Annotated in this window: 16 protein-coding genes and 1 pseudogene; 14 read left to right on the top strand and 3 right to left on the bottom strand. The window is 44.1% G+C overall.

Annotated features, from left to right (window positions below):
• Positions 1–6: 6 nt before the first annotated feature.
• The 11 genes from pstS to ABZD21_RS06990 all read left to right on the top strand — a co-directional run bounded on the left by pstS (position 7) and on the right by ABZD21_RS06990 (position 12,847).
• On the top strand, positions 7–1,068 hold the full coding sequence (gene pstS / locus ABZD21_RS06940; protein WP_372773902.1) for a phosphate ABC transporter substrate-binding protein PstS: 1,062 nt from the start codon (positions 7–9) through the stop codon (positions 1,066–1,068).
• A 32-nt stretch (positions 1,069–1,100) separates the two neighbouring features.
• A complete protein-coding gene (pstC, locus tag ABZD21_RS06945) occupies positions 1,101–1,952 on the top strand; it encodes a phosphate ABC transporter permease subunit PstC (RefSeq protein WP_372773903.1) in 852 nt (283 codons plus the stop codon).
• 11 nt (positions 1,953–1,963) lie between these two features.
• Complete coding sequence (gene pstA / locus ABZD21_RS06950) at positions 1,964–2,851, top strand: phosphate ABC transporter permease PstA (RefSeq protein WP_372773904.1); 888 nt, start codon at positions 1,964–1,966, stop codon at positions 2,849–2,851.
• Positions 2,852–2,917: 66 nt separating this feature from the next.
• Complete coding sequence (gene pstB / locus ABZD21_RS06955; RefSeq protein ID WP_372773905.1) at positions 2,918–3,697, top strand: phosphate ABC transporter ATP-binding protein PstB; 780 nt, start codon at positions 2,918–2,920, stop codon at positions 3,695–3,697.
• Positions 3,698–3,730: 33 nt separating this feature from the next.
• Positions 3,731–4,417, top strand: coding sequence for a phosphate signaling complex protein PhoU (phoU, locus tag ABZD21_RS06960; protein WP_372773906.1), 687 nt, complete (start codon positions 3,731–3,733; stop codon positions 4,415–4,417).
• A gap of 1 nt (position 4,418) precedes the next feature.
• Positions 4,419–5,099 (top strand): response regulator transcription factor, encoded by a 681-nt coding sequence (locus ABZD21_RS06965; RefSeq protein ID WP_372773907.1) that lies wholly within the window; start codon positions 4,419–4,421, stop codon positions 5,097–5,099.
• Between the two features lie 31 nt (positions 5,100–5,130).
• Complete coding sequence (locus tag ABZD21_RS06970; RefSeq protein ID WP_372773908.1) at positions 5,131–6,900, top strand: ATP-binding protein; 1,770 nt, start codon at positions 5,131–5,133, stop codon at positions 6,898–6,900.
• A gap of 345 nt (positions 6,901–7,245) precedes the next feature.
• Positions 7,246–8,430 carry a hypothetical protein gene (locus tag ABZD21_RS06975; RefSeq protein ID WP_372773909.1) on the top strand — a complete coding sequence of 395 codons (1,185 nt, stop codon included), beginning with the start codon at positions 7,246–7,248 and terminating at the stop codon, positions 8,428–8,430.
• Between the two features lie 100 nt (positions 8,431–8,530).
• Positions 8,531–11,422, top strand: a complete 2,892-nt coding sequence (locus ABZD21_RS06980; RefSeq protein ID WP_372773910.1) for a TonB-dependent receptor domain-containing protein — start codon at positions 8,531–8,533, stop codon at positions 11,420–11,422.
• 406 nt (positions 11,423–11,828) lie between these two features.
• Positions 11,829–12,182, top strand: a complete 354-nt coding sequence (locus tag ABZD21_RS06985) for a carboxypeptidase-like regulatory domain-containing protein (RefSeq protein ID WP_372773911.1) — start codon at positions 11,829–11,831, stop codon at positions 12,180–12,182.
• A gap of 185 nt (positions 12,183–12,367) precedes the next feature.
• Positions 12,368–12,847, top strand: a complete 480-nt coding sequence (locus tag ABZD21_RS06990) for a toxin-antitoxin system YwqK family antitoxin (protein WP_372773912.1) — start codon at positions 12,368–12,370, stop codon at positions 12,845–12,847.
• Between the two features lie 60 nt (positions 12,848–12,907).
• On the opposite strand, the gene ABZD21_RS06995 is transcribed toward ABZD21_RS06990, so the two are convergent.
• The 3 genes from ABZD21_RS06995 to ABZD21_RS07005 form a co-directional block, all read right to left on the bottom strand.
• Positions 12,908–13,516: a TetR/AcrR family transcriptional regulator gene (locus ABZD21_RS06995; protein ID WP_372773913.1), complete on the bottom strand. Its 609-nt coding sequence runs from the start codon at positions 13,514–13,516 to the stop codon at positions 12,908–12,910.
• 75 nt (positions 13,517–13,591) lie between these two features.
• A complete protein-coding gene (gene rnr / locus ABZD21_RS07000; protein ID WP_372773914.1) occupies positions 13,592–15,745 on the bottom strand; it encodes a ribonuclease R in 2,154 nt (717 codons plus the stop codon).
• A 140-nt stretch (positions 15,746–15,885) separates the two neighbouring features.
• Positions 15,886–17,337, bottom strand: a complete 1,452-nt coding sequence (locus ABZD21_RS07005; RefSeq protein ID WP_372773915.1) for a glycoside hydrolase family 32 protein — start codon at positions 17,335–17,337, stop codon at positions 15,886–15,888.
• A gap of 87 nt (positions 17,338–17,424) precedes the next feature.
• On the opposite strand from ABZD21_RS07005, the gene ABZD21_RS07010 reads away from it, so the two are divergent.
• The 3 genes and pseudogenes from ABZD21_RS07010 to ABZD21_RS07020 form a co-directional block, all read left to right on the top strand.
• Positions 17,425–19,893 (top strand): T9SS type A sorting domain-containing protein, encoded by a 2,469-nt coding sequence (locus tag ABZD21_RS07010; RefSeq protein WP_372773916.1) that lies wholly within the window; start codon positions 17,425–17,427, stop codon positions 19,891–19,893.
• Positions 19,894–20,180: 287 nt separating this feature from the next.
• A complete protein-coding gene (locus tag ABZD21_RS07015) occupies positions 20,181–21,074 on the top strand; it encodes a prephenate dehydrogenase (RefSeq protein WP_372773917.1) in 894 nt (297 codons plus the stop codon).
• 1 nt (position 21,075) lies between these two features.
• A pseudogene (locus tag ABZD21_RS07020) lies at positions 21,076–21,551 on the top strand (3-deoxy-7-phosphoheptulonate synthase); the annotation flags it as partial.

A 21,551-nucleotide genomic window follows, 5' to 3' on the forward strand; every position in this document is an offset into this window, starting at 1 on the left:
ATTAAAATGAGAAAGTTTTTAGCCCTTGCTTTAGCGGTTGCCCTGCTGAGCAGTTGTTCAACCTCTACTAAAAAATCGGCCGACGGAGCCCAAAGCGACATTAAGCTGACAGCAGCCGGAGCTACCTTCCCCCTACCGTTCTACAACATGGTGTTCAAACAGTACACCGACGAAACAGGTGCACAAGTCACCTACGGTGGCATTGGATCGGGTGGTGGTATTCGCAGCCTTGGCGACCAAGTGGTTGACTTTGGCGCAACCGATGGCTACCTGGCCGACGATAAATTGGCCGAAATGCCGGGTGAAGTGTTACACATTCCAACCTGTATTGGTGCTGTAGTTATTGCTTATAACCTTCCAGGTATTGAAGAGCTAAAACTTTCAGATGAACTGCTGGAAAAAATCTTCATGGGAGAAATCACCAAATGGGATGACGCTCAAATTGCAGCCAATAACGAAGGCATTCAGCTACCAAGCATGGACATTACTGTTGTTCACCGTTCTGACGGTAGCGGAACAACACAAATTTTCAGCGACTACATGACCAAAATAAGTGAAAAATGGGCCAGCCAGGTTGGTGTTGGAAAATCGTTGAACTGGCCGGTTGGCATGGGTGCCAAAGGGAACCCGGGTGTTGCCGGAACCGTCAGCCAAACCAGCGGTTCAATTGGCTACATTGGTTCTGAATTTGCCTTTGCCCAAAAAATTTCGATGGCAAAAGTTGAAAACAGCAGCGGCAACTATGTTTTGCCAACCATTGAAAGTATTAGTGCGGCAGCTCAGGGAGACATTCCTGATGATACTCGTATCATGTTGACCAACTCTTCCGATCCGGCATCGTACCCAATTTCCGGTTTCACCTGGATTATTTTGTACAAAGAACAAAACTACAACAACCGTTCTGAGGCTCAGGCCAAACAAACAGTTGACCTGTTGAACTGGCTGATGGGCGATAAAGCTCAAGGCGAGGCTCCTAAAGTACATTACGCTCCGCTACCAAAACTGGCAGTTGAAAAAGCAAAAGCTATTCTGGGCACCGTGACCTATAACGGCCAGCCCCTGCAATAGACTTCAGGAATACGAACCCGAAAAAGATCCAAATGAATAGTGATAAAATCACTCGAATCGTTTTATCTCTGGTCTCATTTATTCTGGTTATAGTGACTGCAGGAATGGTCTACTCTTTGGTAGAGGGGTCCATTCCTGCTTTCAAAGCTTACGGACTGAACTTCATTATTTCCAACAATTGGGATCCAACATCGGGCAAGGAAAACTACGGTGCCCTGCCCTTTATTGCCGGAACCTTGATTACTTCCGTTTTGGCCCTGCTTATCAGCCTGCCGTTGTCCTTTTCGGCCTCACTTTTTTTAGGCGAATATTTTAGAGGAACACGTGTTGCCCGGGTGCTCAGCATGCTGGTCGACCTGTTGGCCGGTATCCCTTCCATCGTTTATGGTTTGTGGGGATTTTATGTTCTTCGCCCAATGATGATTGAGTTAGGGATTGGCAACCAAGGTTTTGGTATTTTCACTTCGAGCCTCATTCTGGCCATCATGATCATTCCTTACGCCACATCGCTGAGCAACGAAATTATTGCCATGGTGCCGAACGACTTGAAAGAAGCAGCCTATTCACTTGGCGCGACCCGACTGGAAGTCATCCAAACAGTAACCATTCCCAACGCTCACTCGGGTATCATTGCCGGATACATTTTATCGTTCGGACGTGCATTGGGCGAAACCATGGCCGTTACCATGCTAATCGGGAACTCGAACAAAGTACCCGACAGCCTTTTCGGAACCGGAAACTCGATGGCCAGTGTTATTGCCAACCAATTTGGCGAAGCCGATGGACTGAAACTGAGCTCTCTGATTGCAATCGGGTTGTTATTATTCCTGATAACAGGGATTGTTAACGCCCTAGGGAAATTGATAATTAAGAAGATGCGATAAAAGACAGAAACGTGAACAAAACAGCAAACATCAAGTTACGGGATACGTCAAAAAAACGAATATTGAAGGACAAGCTAGTCCTGGGAATCGTCGTTCTTTTGTCCATCGTTACTATTTCACCAATTGTTCTGATTATTGGCGAGTTGGTTCGGAAAGGCTACAAACAAATCAGCCTCGAATTCCTGATTAAAAATACACCCGACACCTACTCGGCCATGACAGCCCTTGCCAACGGAGAGTCGATTCCGGGAGGGATTGCCAATGGAATCATCGGAACGCTGATCATGGTTGTCATCGCAGCAGCTTTGGCAATTCCGATTGGGATAATTACTGGAATTTATTTGTACGAAAACCCTGGCAAACGCATGGCCAACTTTACCCGCAGCCTTTCAGACATCTTGCAGGGGGTTCCGTCTATTGTTCTGGGGCTGATCTCCTATTTATGGGTTGTGAAACACGTTACAATGGGCTATTCAGCTCTGGCTGGTAGTGTTTCGTTGGCAATAATGATGCTGCCCATGATTGTGCGTTCAACCGAAGAAACCCTGAAAATGATCCCGGCAAGCTTGAAAGAAGCCGCTATGGCACTAGGTACACCCTACTATAAAGTCATTATCAGAGTGCTGATTCCGACTGGCTTCAGTGGATTGTTAACCGGAATTCTGCTTGGCATTTCGCGGGTTTTGGGCGAAACCGCACCCTTAATGCTGACTGCGCTCGGAAGTACAATGATCAACCTGGACATTACCAAACCAACAAGCGCCATCCCCCTGTTGATTTGGGAGTTTTACAACGACCCGAACATGATCGACCTCATCTGGAGTTCGTCGCTTATGTTGATGATCATTGTTCTGCTTCTGAATATAATCTCGAAGCAAATAGCAGGTAAACGACGATAAAAAAGTTAATGGCAGGAGAAGCTAAACCAGGCAAACCTGTCCTGAAAAATATTCATGCTTTAAGAAATGACAAATACAATCGCTGAAATAAACAACCCGGCACTGAGCATTCAGGATCTTTCCATCTCCTACGATAAAAACAAGGCGGTGAAAAATGTCTCGGTTGATATTAAGAAAAACACCGTTACAGCCATCATGGGGCCATCGGGTTGCGGAAAGAGTACGCTGCTAAGAGCCCTCAACCGCATGCACGAGCTTTACGACAACATTTCGACCGAAGGGAAAGTGCTGATTCACGACGCGAACATCTACGATATGTCGGCCATAAAATTGCGACGGCAAATGGGCATGGTCTTTCAACGTCCAAACCCGTTCCCAACCATGAGTATTTACGAAAACGTAATAGCCGGCTACAAGCTCAATGGTATTCGGTTGAAGAAAAAGGAAAAGGACGAGGTTGTTGAACGGTCCCTGCGCGACGTTGCGCTATGGGACGAAGTGAAAGATTCGCTCCACAAAAAGGGAACCTTCCTCTCGGGCGGACAACAACAACGTTTGTGCATTGCCCGGGCCTTAGCTTTCAGCCCCGAAATCATCCTGATGGATGAACCAACGTCGGCTCTCGACCCCATTGCAACCTCAAAAATCGAAGATCTGCTGGTAAAGTTGAAAGAAAATTACACCATCATTCTGGTAACCCACAATATGTCGCAGGCAGCCCGGATTTCAGATTATTCGTTATTTATGTATCTTGGAGAATTGGTTGAATACGGGAAAACTAAAAATATGTTCACAAACCCGAAAGATCCAAGAACTGAGCAATACCTAACCGGAAAATTCGGTTGATCAGCTGTTTATAAAACTAAAAATAGTATCACCATGACGATAAAGAAAGACGAAGCAATTCAAAGTATATTGGACGATTTCGAGAAACTGGCCAATATAGTTTTGGAACAATTGGATTATATGGAACATTTCATCACATCAGGAGATCTGTTCGTTTCCGATGAAGTGTTGACATTTATCTATAAGAACGAGGAGCAAATTGATAAGATGGAAGTGAAACTGAGCGACAAAATCGTGAAAACCATCGTCCTTCAGAAACCGGTGGCATCCGATCTGCGCAAAATTATGTCGTGCTATCGCATCCTAATCAACCTTGAACGAATTGGAGACCGTGTAATTAATGTGACAAAATTTATCCATAAAATTAAAGCGCAGGACCTCTACGAAGGATTCCACGAGGTGTTTACAAACACCACGATGCTAAGTGTCAATATGGTTCGAAAGGCGTTGCTGGCATTTTCCAACGACGACAAGGAACTGGCCATCTGGACGATTAAGAATGACGACATTATGGACGAGATAAACGCCAAATTGCTGAAAAAACTAGTTAAAAAGGTGAATCTGGAAGATACAACCAAAAACTTGCTGACCAGTGCCATCACCCTAAAAGAAATGATGAGCAACATTGAGCGCATTGGCGATTACGCGACAAACATTGCCGAAGCAGCCATCTATTCGATTGAAGGAAGAGATATCAGACACCAAACACTGGAGGAATAACATGGACTATACCCCTAGAATATTAGTCGTTGATGACGAACAGGACCTGAGGGAAATTCTTCAGTTCAACCTGTCGAGTGAAGGATTCCATATCGATGTGGCCTCCTCTGCCGAGGAAGCGCTAACGAAACCACTGGAAACCTACCACCTTCTTTTACTCGACGTGATGATGGGTGGCATGTCGGGATACAAAATGGCGGATCTGGTTCGCAAAGAGCACAAACTGGATGTGCCGATCATTTTCCTGACCGCAAAAACTTCTGAAAACGATTTACTTACCGGATTCAATGTTGGAGGCGACGACTACATCGTTAAACCCTTCTCTATCAAGGAAGTGATTGTTCGGGTAAAGGCTATTCTAAAACGAGGCCGTTCCACCGAGCAGCCCAACACAACACTGGAGAGCGACGGCGTAAAAGTAGATGTAGAAAGTAAATCCGTAACCGTCGACAACGAATTAGTCAACCTCACGCGTAAAGAGTTTGAAATACTTGCTTTGTTGTTACGCAACAAAGGCAAATTCATCAGCCGACAGGAAATACTGGATCGTGTCTGGAGCAACGACGTAATTGTTACCGAGCGAAATGTGGATGTAAACATTGCCCGTTTGCGAAAAAAAGTGGGCAACTACGGCAACCAGATAATTGGTCGCTCCGGATATGGCTATTGCTTCGAAAAATAGACCCTAAAAAAACAACTTAAATTCATTGGCCGTGCTAAAACAAAGGACCTACCAACAGCGCATTTTTATTTATTTCTTTAGTGCTTTTACCATTTTTACTCTGTCTATTCTCGCTTTTCAGTATAGCCGCGAAAAAGAATACCGAACCAGCCAACTGGAAAACACGCTGGACAACGTCGCTCAAATGACGAATCGCTATATTCAGCATCACAACTTGCTGAAAAAAGAGGACTTCGGAGAGCTGGATTCAATCATCTACATGGTACCTGATCCAGAGATCAGAGTCACTGTGATTGGGTCGAAAGGCGAGGTACTTTACGATAGTTTTGTAAAAGAGTACCTGGACATGGAAAACCACTTCGAACGTCCGGAAGTACAAAAAGCGCTTTACAACGAACGCGGCGCCAACATCCGCCTTTCGAACACTACCGGACAGGATTTTTACTACTACGCCCGAAATTACGACCACTATTTCATCCGGTGTGCCGCGGTATACAACATCAAAATCCAGAACTTCCTGAAAACATCGCGCCTGTTCATCTTCTTTATGATCGCATTGTTCCTGCTCATGTGGCTAATGCTTTACCTGGTTACTAAACGATTGGGCGAATTTATTACCAAACTGCGCGACTTTGCCGTTCGTGCCGGAAAAGAAGAAGATATTGATCCCAACTTCAAGTTTCCGGATTCAGAATTTGGCGACATTCAGCTCCAGATCGTCCGGATTTACAACCGGCTAAAACGTGCGAAAGATGATTTAAGCGCTGAGAAAGAACGTCTTTTTAATCACCTGTACGCCTTGAACGAAGGAATCGCCTTCTTCTCGTTCAATAAGGATAAAATACTGGCAAACAGCCACTTCATTCAATACATCAACCTTATTTCGGAGCGCTCAACAATTTCGGCCGAATCGCTGTTTGAGATTCCCGAGTTTGAGGAATTAATTGCGAAAATCGACGCCTACCTGAAACCCGATGTAAAAATCAACCCCAAGAATCCACCTCATGTCGAAATTACCTTGTCGAAAAACGAAATGTACTTCCGGATTCAGGGGATTATTTTTGCCGATCGCACCTTCGAAGTCCTGATTGAAGACATCACCCGGCCCGAAAAACGCCGCTTGCTGAAACAGCAGTTAACCTCGAATATTGCCCATGAACTAAAAACGCCGCTTGCATCAATCAAAGGCTATCTGGAAACGATTCTATCCAATAAAAATATTCCAAAGGAAAAGGCACACTATTTTATTGAACGTGCTCACCTGCAAAGCGAGCGGTTAAATGTGTTGCTAAACGATATTTCGCTGCTAAACAATATTGAAGATGCAGGTGATTTATTCGAATTTAAATCGGTGAAACTTCGCCCACTAATCAATGATGTGATTGAAAATCTGGAATCGCGCATTTCGGAAAAAGGTATCAAACTAGATCTGTCAATCAATGATAACGTTGTGGTGCACGGAAACGACAGTCTGCTTTCGTCTATCTTTCAAAACTTTATCGAAAACAGCATCAACTATGCCGGACCGAAGGTGACCGTCACGCTGAAACAATACCTGGAAGATGAAAAATTCTACTATTTAAGCTATTCCGACAATGGCAAAGGTGTTCCGGAGGAGCATTTGAATCGGATTTTCGAGCGGTTCTATCGCATCGACGAAGGACGTACCCGCGAAACCGGTGGAACCGGATTGGGTTTAGCGATTGTAAAAAACGCCGTCCAGCTGCACAAAGGAGAAATTTCGGTGAGAAACAAGCCCGAGGGTGGCTTGGAGTTCCTTTTCTCACTTTCCAAAAGCTAGTTTTAAACAAACTATAAGTTGTTGAAATCCCGATGATTCAGTTCATCGGGATTTTTTTTGTTTAACAGTTTTGTAATGATTTATTAATTGCTCTGATATTCAGGCCATTACAGAATCAAATGTAATTCAAGCGTAAATATTTTGTAATCGTAGTGCAATATAAAGGGGCGTATTTTGCCTCTGTGATTTAGAGCTGTCTAATCCAAATTCAAAAACAGGAACACAGATTAAGGCAGAACGATCGACTATCTATTAAGAAATAACACAGCACCTGCTCAAACAAAAAACATTAGGTGCTAAACAGAAATTGAAAGCAAATTAATTAGAATTTAATACCAAATTAAAATGAAAAAAGTACAACTATTACTTCTGATGGCACTTATGGCAGGTGCAACATTTTTTACTTCTTGTAATGACGATGATGATCCAATAATTACTGAAATCGAAGAAGAAGAATTCGATATTTCTGCAAACATCACTACAAACACAACCTGGGAAACAGGTAACGTTTACCACCTTAAAAGCCGTATTGCCGTAGAAAGCGGAGCAACCCTGACAATTGAGCCAGGTGTTATCATTAAAGGTGATGCAGGTACAGGAGCCAACGCAACTGCCTTGATCATTGCACGTGGTGCAAAAATCATGGCCGAAGGTACTGCAACGTCTCCGATCATTTTCACATCGGTTGCTGACAATATTATGCCAGGCGAAATTTCAAGCCCGAACCTCGACCCAACATTGAACGGTTTGTGGGGTGGTTTAATCGTACTTGGTAAAGCAAACATTTCAGTTAGCACAGGTACCGAAGCTCAGATTGAAGGAATCCCTGCAACTGATACAAATGGCTTATACGGTGGTAGCGACGATACTGACAACTCAGGAATCATTAAATACGTTTCAATCCGTCATGGTGGTGCCAACATTGGTGAAGGCAACGAAATCAACGGTTTGACATTTGGTGGTGTTGGTTCGGGAACCACAGTTGAAAACATAGAAATCGTTTCAAACCAGGATGACGGTGTTGAATTTTTTGGTGGAACAGTTTCAGTTAAAAACGTAGTTTGCTGGAATGTTGGCGACGATGCTCTGGATACCGACCAAGCATATGCCGGTACTATCGATAACGCATTAGTAATCAACCCTGGCGATGAGTGTTTCGAGTTGGACGGACCTGAAGGTAGTTACCAAGGTGCTGGCCATACAATCAAAAACGTAACTGTAAAAGCGGGTGCTGCTCAAGGCCTGATCGACTTCGACGCGACAACTGATGTAAACATGATGAACATCTACTTCTACGACATGGTAGCCGGTCAAGACGTTGAGGAATACGCAGCTTATTCAGCCAATACGCTTGGATTCGCAAGTTCAGCTTTTCAAACTACGCTGCCTTCAGGTGTCGTTCTTGCTGACGTATTCGCAGGTGGTGCTGACGCGATTACAACTGAAGTTGCCGAAGGATCAAATACAGTAGGCGCTACCTTGTCTGCCTTCACCGGATGGACTTGGGCTTCTTTAAGCAGCGCGTATTAATTCAGCGAATCATTTCGGAAATCAATAATTGCCCAATAAAACTCACAGATCTATCGGTCTGTGAGTTTTCATTTTAATTTATAGAACAACAATCAATATCATGCGAGTTACTAAATTGTCTGTTACTATCTTCTTCCTATTTTTTACGACTTTCCTATTTGGCCAGGATGGCTATTTACGTGGAACCGTTTTTGATGGAAAAACCGGTGAATTCCTACCCGGTGTAACAATTTTTGCTGAAGGAACAACAAAGGGAACCATCACCGACTTAGATGGTAAATTTAACTTTTCTCTCCCCGCCGGAACTTACCAAATCAGAGTATCCTTCATTTCCTACGAAACCCTGACCATTAAAGACCTTGTTATAAAGCCGGGGCAAGCAACATTGCTTGAAAACATTAAACTTGATGAGGCAACGGTTGAAATCGGTGAAGCCGTTGTGACCGCAAAAGCTATTCGGAATACCGAAACAGCGATGCTGACAATGAAGAAAAAATCGGCCAACCTGATGGATGGTATTTCGGCGACCGGATTGCAAAAAATTGGTGACTCCGATGCCGCTTCATCCATGAAACGGGTCACCGGTGTGTCGGTCGAAGGCGGAAAATATGTTTTTGTACGCGGGCTCGGCGACCGGTATACCAAAACAATCCTGAACGGTCTGGACATTCCCGGATTGGATCCGGACAGAAACACCATTCAGATGGACATTTTCCCCACCAACCTGGTTGAAAATCTGGTAGTCAATAAAACATTTACTGCCGACCTCCCGGCTGACTTCACCGGGGGTGTGATCGATATCAACCTGAAAGATTTCCCGGAACGTAAAAATGCGGGCTTGTCGGTTAGCGCAGGCTATAACCCGGATTCACACCTCAACCAAAACTATGTGAGTTATGAAGGCGGCAAAACCGATTGGCTGGGCTTTGATGACGGCACCCGCGAGATCCCTGCCACAGACAACATCCCGTTCTTTTCCGAAGCAATTGGCGACGCTGACAAGGCTGAGCGTTATAAGGAAATTCTCGGAGCTTTCAACCCAACCCTGGCTGCAACCAGAGAACAAAGCTTAATGGATTTCAGCCTAAGCGCTTCAATGGGAAACCAGATTGAGCTCGGGAAATACGATTTTGGCTATCTCCTTTCTGCTTCCTATAAAAACAATACCGACTATTACGAAGGTGCATTATTCGGACGATATGGACTCTCCAGCGATCTGAGTATTAACGAAATGGAGCAACGCGAGTTTCAAACCGGTGATTATGGAGTAAACAACGTACTTTGGAGTACGCTGGCCGGAATAGCCTTAAAATCGAAGAAAGCGAAATATCGCATCAATTTCCTCCATTTGCAAAATGGAGAATCGAAAGCGGCAATTTTTGACTATGCCAAAAGTAACTACGGAACAACTTTCGCGGGTATCCAACACAACCTCGAATATAGCGAACGATCGCTGACTAACATCCTGCTAAGCGGTAAACACAGCGACTACGACAAAGGATGGAACATCGAGTGGAAGCTCTCGCCAACAATTTCTAAAATTGAAGATCCAGACATCCGTTTCACCAGATACGTTGTGGAAGACGGCAATTACATCATTGGCACAGAGTCTGGCTTTCCGGAACGAATCTGGCGTAACTTAGAAGAGAAGAACCTGGCTGCGGCATTGCATTTCACAAAAGACCTTAAGATTATTGAAGCGGATGCCAAACTAAAATTTGGAGGTGCCTACACTTATAAAGACCGTAGTTTTGTTATTCGCGATTTTAATATCAACATCAGAGGAAGCATTCCGCTAACCGGTGATCCAAATGAGATTTTTGATCCTGAAAACTTGTGGCCATACAACGACAACATTAACCAGGGAACAACCTACGAAGCGCCGTTTATTCCAACGAACCCCAATAAATACGACGCGAATGTATCGAACATAGCAGGCTACAGTTCGCTTGAGTTTGTGCCTTTGAAAAAACTGAAAAGCATTGTTGGACTGCGTGTTGAAAACTACACCCAACACTATACCGGACAGGACCAGTTGGGTGAGTTTGTGCTGAACGACGAAAAAGTGCTTGAAAACCTTGATCTTTTCCCCACGGTAAACCTAATCTATAGTTTGAATGACGAGCAGAATCTAAGGTTTTCGTATTCCAAAACAATTGCCCGCCCATCGTTCAAGGAACTGTCTTACGCACAAATTTTCGACCCCATCAGCGGTAAAAACTTTTTTGGAGGTCTATTTAAAGACTACAACACTAGCACAGGCGTTGTTTACTGGGATGGGAACCTAACCAAAACGGACATCCAAAATATCGACATTCGTTGGGAATTGTTTAAACCCGGAGGACAAACCCTTTCTGCCGGAGCGTTTTACAAACAATTTAAAAACCCGATTGAAATTGTGCAGTATTCTATTCAACCGGGCTCGTATCAACCACGCAATGTAGGCGACGGCCAACTTTTCGGTGCTGAAATAGAAGTCCGCCAGTCGCTTAAACCGATTGCTGAAGCCTTTAAAAACTTTAGTTTCCAGGTCAATTTCACGTATACTAAGTCGCAAATCAAATTAAGCGATACGGAATACAATTCACGGGTTGAATATGCCCGCGACGGCCAAAGCATCAGTCGTAACCGAGACATGGCCGGACAGGCGCCTTACATCGTCAACGCGGGATTGTCGTTCGACGGCAGTGAAAATGGTTTTGGAAAAGGCCTAAACGCCGGATTATACTATAACGTACAAGGAGAAAGCCTTCAAATTGTAGGTATACAGGACAGACCCGACGTTTACAATGTACCTTTCAACAGCTTAAACCTGAATGCATCGAAAGCATTTGGTGAATCTCAGAAATGGAAACTTGGCTTTAAAATTGACAACCTTTTAAACTCAAATAAAGAATCAATCTACAAGAACTTCGGAGCTGAGAACCAGTATTATTCGAAACTTGATCCGGGTATGACCTTTCAACTGAAAGTAAGTTATTCCTTCTTCTAAACAACAGGAGCAAAGACTATTTAGTAACCTGAGTTACTCGCATGTAGACGAAAACCCTAGCGTCCGGTTAACGGAATAGCTAGGGTTTTTTATAGTCCATTTTTCAATCTGAAGCGAAGACGATCCGCTCTCCCCCATTGCCACCATCGCTTGTTAAGAACCCAAATTCCGGGACTTGTAGCCAACGGCCAGGTACAACCAGCACGACGGCAGCATCGGTCTGAAAACATTCGCGAAAGTTGATTACTGGGTTCAACTCCCGTATATTTTTTTGCATTTGATGACATAAAGAGCCGTAATTTCATTTTCTGATCGAACGAACATGCGCTTTAATTGATTTTTAATTCGCATGTAACTCCTCTGTAATTCCACCAGCCTATTTTTGTAGATATAAAATTAGAAGATCATGAAAAATTTATTTTTAAGCATTCTGATGGTTTTTGCAGTAACTGTTGCAATGGCCGGTGAGAAAAAAGACAAAAACACAGCCGACGCGCAGCTAAATACACCAATTGAACTTAGCGGAACGGTGATCGACCAAACAACCAATGAGGCATTGGTGGGAGTAAAAGTTGCACTTGAAGGAACAGATATGGTTACTTATACCGATTTTGACGGCAGCTATTCGTTTGCAAACGTTAAAACAGGCACATACGATTTAACAGCATCCTATGTATCATACGACAAAACATGCCTGGAAAAGGTATCTGTTAACCCTGAAAAAAATCAGGTGACGATTAGCTTGAAATCTTCAAACTAATTTTTGCAGGATTTCTATATACTTAAGATTGCAAACCGCTTCTGAGAGCAGAGGCGGTTTTTTCATGTCGATATTTTACATAAGCGATTAATTTTTTGTCCCTTTGCGAAAACTTAATCTTAATTATTTGTTAATTCAAATACATGTCGCTTAACTTTGTGTTAACATTAAAACAATTCAACCACATGATAAAGAAGGAGAATGCAATGAAAAAGATCTTACTACTACTTGGACTATGCTGTGCAATGGCCTTGACAACATTGGCACAGAAAGTAACAGAGATAGACGGTGTCTACTATAAGAACTCAACCCCTTATAGCGGGCTTTATACCAGCACTTTTGACAGCGGGCAAACCAAGTTTACCGTAACCCTGAAAAACGGCCTGAAAAACGGCGAAATGCGCGTTTATTTCGAGAATGGTAAACTGAATGAAATCCGTCACTATGCCGAAAACGAAATGGATGGAATCTGGACTACCTACAACGAGCAGGAGGTTCAGGTTGGTTTAGCCAATTATAAAAATGGAAAGAAACATGGCGAATGGAAAGTATGGGACGACAACGGAAGCCTGATTTACGAAATGAACTATGTAGAAGGCGAAAAGTCGGGAACTTGGAAAAAATACAATAGCGAAGGAGAATTATTGAGCGAAAGAACGTTTTAACATAGAAATCCGAGTTTAGGGAATAAAAAAAAAGGAGCCGTTCGGCTCCTTTTTTTTGTCTTAGCTTCGTTTCATAATACCAAAGCAAAGTATTTTCAGAATATTATCAACTCCTTTTTCGAGATTTGTCGTTCCGTATTCGCCTGCTGTAAGTGGCATTTCCAGCCCTTTAATCGCGGTAGTAATCCCGATCGCAGCCAATGTAAAATCATAAACCTCGAAGGTGTTTTTACGAACCCCTTCAATTAAAATTCGTTTGATCATCCGAATTTCTTCCTGATTGTATTTGTTCTTAATGTTATCAATGAACTCAATTGCGGTGACATCGTTCTCCAGGGCATGATAAAAATTAGCCAGCCCGCGGAAAGTAGTCAGCTTGGTAAGAATGTATTCTCGAAGCTTTTCAACCGGATCCGTATTGCGCATCACCACTTTTTCCAATTCCCGCCTCAATACATCAACCTCCTTCAAAATAACAGCCTGAAACAAGTCCTCTTTACTGCTGAAATAATAGTAAAGCGAGCTCTTCCCCTTGCGTACCGCATTGGCAATATCGTCGAGGGTGGTCTTCTTGTAGCCATATTTACTAAATATTTCCTGAGCTATTTTCAGAATATTCTCCCGGTTCGCGTCTCTCTTGTTGACACCGTTTTCAAGGTTCATCACCATATCGTAGAAATTCTTAATTTGAATCGCATAAAGATAACTGAAATTTTCGAATGATTCCTGCAATTAATCTAACCCTTATTCCTTCGGTTTGGCAACCAGCTTAAAATCAAGCTGCTTTTTCTCAAGATTGGCCCTTACAATTTCGACCCATACCGATTCGCCTAGCTGGTAAGTGCGCTTACTGTGGTTGCCAACCAGACAATAGTTCTTTTCGTCAAAGGTGTAAAAATCATCATCGAGTTCGCGCATTGGCACCATTCCTTCGCATTTGTTTTCCAACTCAACATACAAACCCCAGTCTGTAACACCTGAAATTACGCCCGGAAAAATCTGTCCGATCCGATCCTTCATAAATTCAACCTGCTTGTACTTAATTGAGCTTCGTTCTGCATTTGCGGCTCGGTTCTCCATATCGGACGAATGCTTACAATAGTCCTCATATTTCTGTGCATTGGCCGAGCGTCCACCATCAAGATATCGCTCGAGCAAACGATGCACCATCACATCCGGATATCTCCGGATTGGCGATGTGAAATGACTGTAATACTCGAACCCTAAGCCGTAGTGACCAATATTTCGGGTAGAATATACAGCTTTTGCCATCGACCGAATGGCCAGAGTTTCCACCACATTCTGCTCACTTTTTCCCCGTACTTCATTCATCAACTCATTAATCGATGTTGAGATTGTTTTCGCTGAGGTCGTTTGTATGCCGTATCCAAATTTCTTGATAAAATGGTTGAAATTATCCAATTTCTCGGGATCGGGTTTATCGTGAATCCGGTAAACAAAGGTCTTCTCTGCCTTGCCGCCTTTTATTTTCCCCACGTGTTCGGCCACGCGTTTATTCGCCAGCAACATGAATTCCTCGATGAGCTTATTACTATCCTTCGACTCTTTAAAGTAGACCGACAGGGGTTTTCCTTTTTCATCAATTTCAAACTTCACCTCTACCCGTTCAAAAGCGATCGATCCTTCCTTAAATCGTTTGGCCCGTAGTTTCAAAGCCAAATCCTGCAGCGTCAGGACTTCTTCGTTCAAGTCTCCTTTGCCAGTCTCAATTATCTCCTGAGCCTCCTCGTAGCTGAATCGTCGGTTTGAGTGAATGACCGTGCGACCGAACCATTCTTTTAGAACTTCACCATCGCCATTCAATTTAAAAACGGCCGAAAAACAAAGCTTATCTTCGTTGGGGCGAAGCGAACAAACACCATTCGACAGTCGTTCGGGCAACATTGGAACCACCCGGTCGACAAGGTACACTGAGGTCGCCCGTGCATATGCTTCGTCATCCAATATGGTATTTGGCTTCACGTAGTGACTCACATCCGCAATGTGAACACCAACCTCCCACAGATCATCTTTCAACTTCCGAACCGATAGGGCGTCGTCAAAATCTTTCGCGTCAGCAGGGTCAATCGTGAAAGTTGTCACATCACGCATATCCCGTCGTTTTTCAATTTCCTCATCGGGTATCTCCAGCGGAATCCGTTCAGCAACTTTCAGCACATTCTCCGGGAATCGCAAAGGCAAATCGTACTCAGCCAAAATCGCATGCATCTCAGTCTCATTATCGCCGGCATTACCGAGTACCTCAATCACTTCGCCGAACGGATTTTTTGCCCGGGCAGGCCATTCGGTAATGCGGGCAACAGCTTTCTGCCCTCCAACCGCGCCATTTAGCTTTTCATTCGGAATAAACAAGTCGAACCCCACCTTTCCAACCGGAATCAGGAATGCGAAATTTCGCGAGCGTTCAATTGTACCGACAAAGGTTGTTTTTGCCCGCTCAATCACTTCAAGCACCTCTCCTTCAAGCTGATGCTTCTTGCGGCGGGCGTACAAGGTAACCCGAACTTTATCACCTTCCATGGCGTGATTCAGATTGCGCTGCGAAACCTGTACCGGTTGATCAATCTCTTCCGAAATAATCAAACCAAATCCTTGTGGCTGAAGCTCAACCCGGCCACAAATTTGCCCACCTCCCGACTTCACTTTGAATTTGCCGCGAAAAACCTGCTCAATTGTGCCGTCTTCAGCCAGCTCGCTTAACACCACATGGATCAACCGTCGTATTTCGGGGTCCTTGACCCCCATTTCAGAGGCTAATTGCTTGTAGTTGAATGATTTTTGCGGATTCGCATGAAAGACAGTGAGTATCGCGTTTTTAAGATTTTTTTTGTTGAAAGTTGAAGACGTTCCATGACTCTTCTTTTTCTTTTTCTTCATAGAAGGAAGTTGAATATTTTCGACTGAAGTTAAAACTATTTATAACGATATAAAAAAGAGGAGGACAAATAATTGCCTCCTCCAGCATTTCTTTCAAAAAAAGATACGATCCGGCCGAAACCTAAAATACGCATCCAACGCTATTTTTTTTGAGGATAAATCGATCTCATGGGGTAAATATCCAGCTTTTCAATAAACAACTCCCCGCCTGTATTGTAAAGGATAAAATCGCGTGAGTCAATCGCCGGTGAAAATTGACCGGATAAAACCACTTTCCCGTCGTTCGCAAAAATTTCGATCGACGATCGGTCAACGAGAATATCCAACTTAATTTTTCCATCTTCAGGCTCAAGCGGAGCTATCTTTCCAAGACATGAAATCTGATTCCGGGTTGCATCGAACCGGATTTCGGTTCCATTGCCATCTTTGTCGCAACGAACCATAAAGCCGAAACTACTAAGGGTTTTAAGCTGGAAGGTTCCAACCAAACGGACACAATCTCCTTTCAAGCGTTTAATCGGGTTTTTATCCAATCCGGGAATAATATTCTTGTTTTCGATTGACATCGACTTTTCCTGCAGCTGTTCAACTTCCTTCACCGGTTGTTTCACCAACCGCACACCTTCCAAATACTTATGAAGCCCCATCTCAACCGGAATACTCATCTGTCCGGCAAAAGGCATTCCTTCAATAGCTGTAGTTCCTAGCGAAGCCATCTGAATTCGTCTCACACCGTCATTGCCGGGCACTTCCCAGCCGGACGATCCGCCAAAGCTTCCGTACTCATTCTTGAGCAGACTGGTTTCAACGGTAAAACTTTTGCCGTCAAAATCGCCAATGATGTATGAGCCAATTGAATCGGTGAGCACCCAACGCATATCGTCCGGACGACGATTTACGGGCAACTGAAACATGTCAGGTCTACCTTGCGGGCCAACAATATGGCTCTCATAAGTCCAGTCAACTAAATTCGAAGAGGTATAAAACGAAAAGCCATCACCCACATCGTTGTCCTTCGGATTGCGAGCCAAAATCATCACATAACTTTCTGCCGGCTCATACCAAATCACTCTTGGATCGCGGGTATACTCTCCGTCTAAAAAAGGAATGAGCGGATTGCCGGCGTACTTTTTCCAGTTTTTCCCGCCATCGGTACTGTAAGCCATTCGGATGCCACACTCAAAACTGGCGTAAAAGAGCACCAACGTTTTGGAACCACCAATTTGTTTGCCCAGCAGATTCTGCCCATCAACAATGGCACTCCCGCTCCGAACGGTGCAACGATATAGATCCCGCGTGTCATTATCCGGCTCCAATGCTACCGGAAGGATATCCCAGTGTAACAGATCCTTACTAACGGCATGTCCCATTTGTAAATAAACCGGCGAATTCTCAATCGGGCTATATTCATAAAACAAGTGATAGACACTATCAACATATAAAGTTGCAGCCGGATGTCCTACCCAATTTTTGGGCGATGAAAAATGAAATTGAGGGCGATTTGCCTGATCAAAATCAACCTCAGGGTCTTGGCCATTGGAAAAAAAAGGCAGTAAATTTATAAGAAGAAGGGTGCAAAAGGATTTGAACATGTCTACTATTTTCTAGGTTTCTGAGCAAAATAAGCAAAAAATTGTTATATAAATCGTAAATCGCATCCTTCAATTCGAGTGAACCTAATGAAGCACATCTTTTCCACCATATTGATCTTGACACTTTTTTTGTCTGCAGACGGAGAATCTGAAAATAAGCATCCACTTCAGCATGAACATCCTCCAATATGTCGTGCATCAAAAGAAGTTCACCGTCATTTCATTCCGCCACCAAATCGTTTTCAGCTTAAATCGGCGCAAACCACTGCAGCAACAATCAATGTGACTTATACCGGTTTCACCACTGAAGCGCAAACAGCTTTCGCCTACGCGGTAAATATTTGGGAGGGACTAATAAAATCACCCGTCACTATTAACATGAAGGCCAGCTGGTCGTCATTGGACGACAACATACTTGGCAACTGCTCGCCGTCCGACTATCTCGAGAATTTTGATGGAGCTCCCCTTAACGATTATTACTACCCAATTGCACTGGCTGAAAAATTGGCCGGGAAGAAACTAAACGAGTCAACAGATCCCGACATCATTGCTCAGTTCAACAGTAATAATTCAAACTGGTATTTTGGGACCGATGGTAATACTCCCAGCGACAAGTACGACTTTGTATCGGTCGTATTGCACGAAATTGGCCATGGACTAGGATTTACAGGCTTGTGCTACGAAACAGCAGCCGAACTGGGTGCTTATGGCTGGATCACCGACCACCCGGGAATTTTCGATGACTACATGATTAATTTTGACGGCCAACAACTAGTCGACCAGTCGTTGTTCCCTAACTTCTCCGCTGAGCTTTTCGATGAATTCGAATCGGGGTATTTAGAATTTCAAAGTGAATGGGCCTTGTCGCAGCTTAACGGCTCCTATCCACGACTATATGCGCCTCTTACTTACGAAGAAGGATCAAGTTTGTATCATTTGAACGAAAGTACCTATTCTCCAACAAACGCGAATTCACTAATGACTCCGGCCATTGGGTTGGGCGAGGCCATCCACGATCCGGGGCCTGCAACACTGGCTATTTTCGAGGAAATGGGATGGGTTTACACCAGTATCAGCCACACTGAACTGACTGACACCGAAGACACCACCTCTCCTCTAACCGTTTTTGCCACAGTAGTTAGCGATGAAGGACTCGACAGCAGCACGGTGAAACTGATATATACTCTTGCCGATTTCAACGAAGCGGATACCATCCTAATGAACTATACCGTATCGACTGATGAGTTTACAGCTCAATTACCCATTACGGGTGAAGGTGAAATTCGCTATTACCTCGCAGCATCCGATCTCACCGGACGGGTTTATCGCCTACCACGCCAGTCTCCCGACGATTATTTCAACGTGCTGGTGGGGCCAGATCAAACGCCGCCGACAATAACCCACGATCCGGTAAAAATACTGCTCGAAAGCGACCAAAACCTGCAATTGAGCGCACTGGCAACTGATAATATCGGTGTTGCCGAAGTGCAGGTAGAATATTCAGTCAATCAAAACGCCGTTCAAAAAGCGAATCTGGATCTCATCGATGGCTCATATAGCACAACACTTAATTTTGCAGGTCTCACTGATGGTGACTCAATCCGCTACCGGCTAATTGCAACCGATGCTTCAACGCAACAACTAAGCACAAACCTGCCAACTGCCGGGTATTTCAAGGTAACAGTTGAAGGTTTTTACTCCCCTGTAAACACCTACAGCAACAATTTTAACGACAGCAGTAAAGACTTCATTTCAACCTCTTTTTACATCGGGCTGGAAAGTGGCTTCGACAACGGCGCTCTGCACAGCCCCCATCCCTACTCCAGTCCCATGCAAAATAGTGGCTTCTTTAATTTCGTCAGCGTATTAAAGTACCCGATCATTCTCCAGGCCGATGGGATGCTATCGTTTAACGAGGTAGTTCTGGTTGAACCCGGAGAAAATGGAGCTGTTTTTGGTGATGATAATTTCTGGGACTATGTGATTATTGAAGGCTCGCTTGATGGCGAAACCAACTGGCTGCCCTTGGTCGACGGTTACGACTCCAACGCGAATGCCTCTTGGGAAACAACCTATAACTCACTGATCGTTGGCGACAACTCAACTGCTATTGGGCAAAAGGAACTATTCATCAACCGACAGATAAACCTCACCGGAAACGGCAATTTTAGTGCGGGGCAAACCATCTACATTCGCTTTCGCTTGTTCGCTGATCCTTATGCAAATGGCTGGGGGTGGGCCATCGACGATTTAGTTATTCAGGACACTGAAACCGCTTCAAATCAAGCTGAAATTTCACCCGGCGAAATCCTGATTTATCCAAATCCGGTGCGCGATATCCTTCAGATTGAAGGACACTTGAACCAGTCGCCGGGGCAAATTCAATTCTCAATTCGAAGTAGCACCGGCCAAATCCTGTCCGAAAAAACAATTAATGGTCAGCAAGGGAATTTTAGTGAAACATTCGATTTCAGCACGCTCCCCACGGGCATCTACCTGCTTTTGTTGCAGTTTGAAAATGGCGGAGTTGCCTCGAGAAAAATCATTCGACAGTGAACCAAATTACCGACCTTAATGTTTTCATGCCGGAAGAACCTAAATTGAGAGCAAATTTTTAAAATTGAAAACAAAAAGAGGGATAAATTTTGATTTTAAAATAAATCTCTATCTTTGTCAGCAAATTAGAAAAAAACAACATGCTTTTAGCAAATACTTTTTATTACTGGTTTTATTATTTCACTTCAACAAACGGGGTCGAACAGTAATTGTATTGTCAAAAAGCAGAGAATAAAAATACTAAAGGTCCCGAGTTAATCGGGACCTTTTTTTTGAATCAAACTATCATGAATATAAGCATTATTGGACTGGGATTAATTGGCGGATCGGTTGCCAAAGACTTGCGAAAATCACATTTCGCGACCCACCTGATTGGTGTCGATGCAAGTGAGGTGCATGCCGAAGAAGCGTTACGCATCAAGCTGGTTGACGAGGTGCTCCCGCTAACGGAGGCCCTAGCCAAAGCCGATTTGGTCGTGATCGCCATTCCGGTCGACAAGATCCGTGCGATATTGCCTACTGTTCTCGATCACATTCAATCCGGGACAACAGTTACCGACCTCGGCTCTACCAAACAACGGATTGTTGATGCGGTTGAAAACCACCCCAAACGCCGAAACTATATTCCGGCTCACCCAATGTCGGGAACTGAAAACTCAGGTCCGTCAGCAGCTTTGGAAGGCTTATTCGAAGGGAAAATAGCCATTATTTGCGATCAGGAAAAAAGCGGTCCACAGCACTTGGCTCTTGTTGAAAAAATGTTCCAATGTCTGGGAATGAATATCGCTTACATGTCGTCAGACGAGCAGGATCACAGTACTGCATACATTTCACATTTACCACACGTTGCAGCCTATGCACTGGCAAACGCGGCCATGGCAAAAGAAAATCGCCACATAATATTCGATTTGGCAAGTGGTGGTTTCAACTCAACGGTACGCCTGGCCAAAAGTGCGCCCTCCATGTGGGGACCAATCTTTCAGGATAATAAATCGTATATCATTGAATCGCTGGATACCTATATCAAACACCTGAAAGAGTTTAAAGATAGCATCCAGAATGATGAGAGCCGAATGTACGAACTGATGGAAAACGCCACTAAAATACGGGATGTATTGGGTGGAGCAAATCCGTCATTAGTTAAAAACGAAGAAAAAATTATTAAACTTTATACCAAGTAAGATGGGAGTAGAATTAGACATCAAACCAATTAAAGAGTGGTTACCCAAATTAAATAACCCTCTTTTAATTGCAGGCCCTTGCAGCCTTGAGACTGAAGAACAAGCAATGGACACAGCTCGCCAGCTGGCCAAAGATCCGCGTGTATTTGTATACCGTGGTGGAGTTTGGAAACCACGAACACGTCCGGGTAGCTTCGAAGGTATCGGCTCTATCGGCCTTGAATGGCTCAAGCAAGTAAAACAAGAAACCGGCCTGATGGTTGGAACAGAAGTTGCCAATGCACAACACACCGAAGAGGCATTAAAAGCCGGACTTGATGTACTTTGGATCGGAGCACGCTCAACTGCCAGTCCGTTTGTGGTGCAGGAAATCGCCGATGTTTTGGCTGGAACCGATGCTGTTGTGATGGTCAAAAACCCGGTAAACCCGGACACTCAATTGTGGATGGGAGCCTTCGAGCGCTTGTCGAAAGCCGG

The sequence above is a fragment of the Mangrovibacterium sp. genome (genome assembly GCF_041596335.1).
Classification (GTDB): domain Bacteria; phylum Bacteroidota; class Bacteroidia; order Bacteroidales; family Prolixibacteraceae; genus Mangrovibacterium.

Excerpts from the sequence above, each read along its gene's own strand:
- ABZD21_RS06985 (WP_372773911.1), top strand. The coding sequence starts at position 11,829 with ATGAAAAATTTATTTTTAAGCATTCTGATGGTTTTTGCAGTAACTGTT.
- pstC (WP_372773903.1), top strand. The coding sequence starts at position 1,101 with ATGAATAGTGATAAAATCACTCGAATCGTTTTATCTCTGGTCTCATTT.
- ABZD21_RS07005 (WP_372773915.1), bottom strand. The coding sequence starts at position 17,337 with ATGTTCAAATCCTTTTGCACCCTTCTTCTTATAAATTTACTGCCTTTT.
- rnr (WP_372773914.1), bottom strand. The coding sequence starts at position 15,745 with ATGAAGAAAAAGAAAAAGAAGAGTCATGGAACGTCTTCAACTTTCAAC.
- pstB (WP_372773905.1), top strand. The coding sequence starts at position 2,918 with ATGACAAATACAATCGCTGAAATAAACAACCCGGCACTGAGCATTCAG.
- ABZD21_RS06965 (WP_372773907.1), top strand. The coding sequence starts at position 4,419 with ATGGACTATACCCCTAGAATATTAGTCGTTGATGACGAACAGGACCTG.
- phoU (WP_372773906.1), top strand. The coding sequence starts at position 3,731 with ATGACGATAAAGAAAGACGAAGCAATTCAAAGTATATTGGACGATTTC.
- ABZD21_RS06975 (WP_372773909.1), top strand. The coding sequence starts at position 7,246 with ATGAAAAAAGTACAACTATTACTTCTGATGGCACTTATGGCAGGTGCA.
- ABZD21_RS07010 (WP_372773916.1), top strand. The coding sequence starts at position 17,425 with ATGAAGCACATCTTTTCCACCATATTGATCTTGACACTTTTTTTGTCT.
- ABZD21_RS07015 (WP_372773917.1), top strand. The coding sequence starts at position 20,181 with ATGAATATAAGCATTATTGGACTGGGATTAATTGGCGGATCGGTTGCC.
- ABZD21_RS06990 (WP_372773912.1), top strand. The coding sequence starts at position 12,368 with ATGATAAAGAAGGAGAATGCAATGAAAAAGATCTTACTACTACTTGGA.
- ABZD21_RS06995 (WP_372773913.1), bottom strand. The coding sequence starts at position 13,516 with ATGGTGATGAACCTTGAAAACGGTGTCAACAAGAGAGACGCGAACCGG.
- ABZD21_RS06980 (WP_372773910.1), top strand. The coding sequence starts at position 8,531 with ATGCGAGTTACTAAATTGTCTGTTACTATCTTCTTCCTATTTTTTACG.
- pstS (WP_372773902.1), top strand. The coding sequence starts at position 7 with ATGAGAAAGTTTTTAGCCCTTGCTTTAGCGGTTGCCCTGCTGAGCAGT.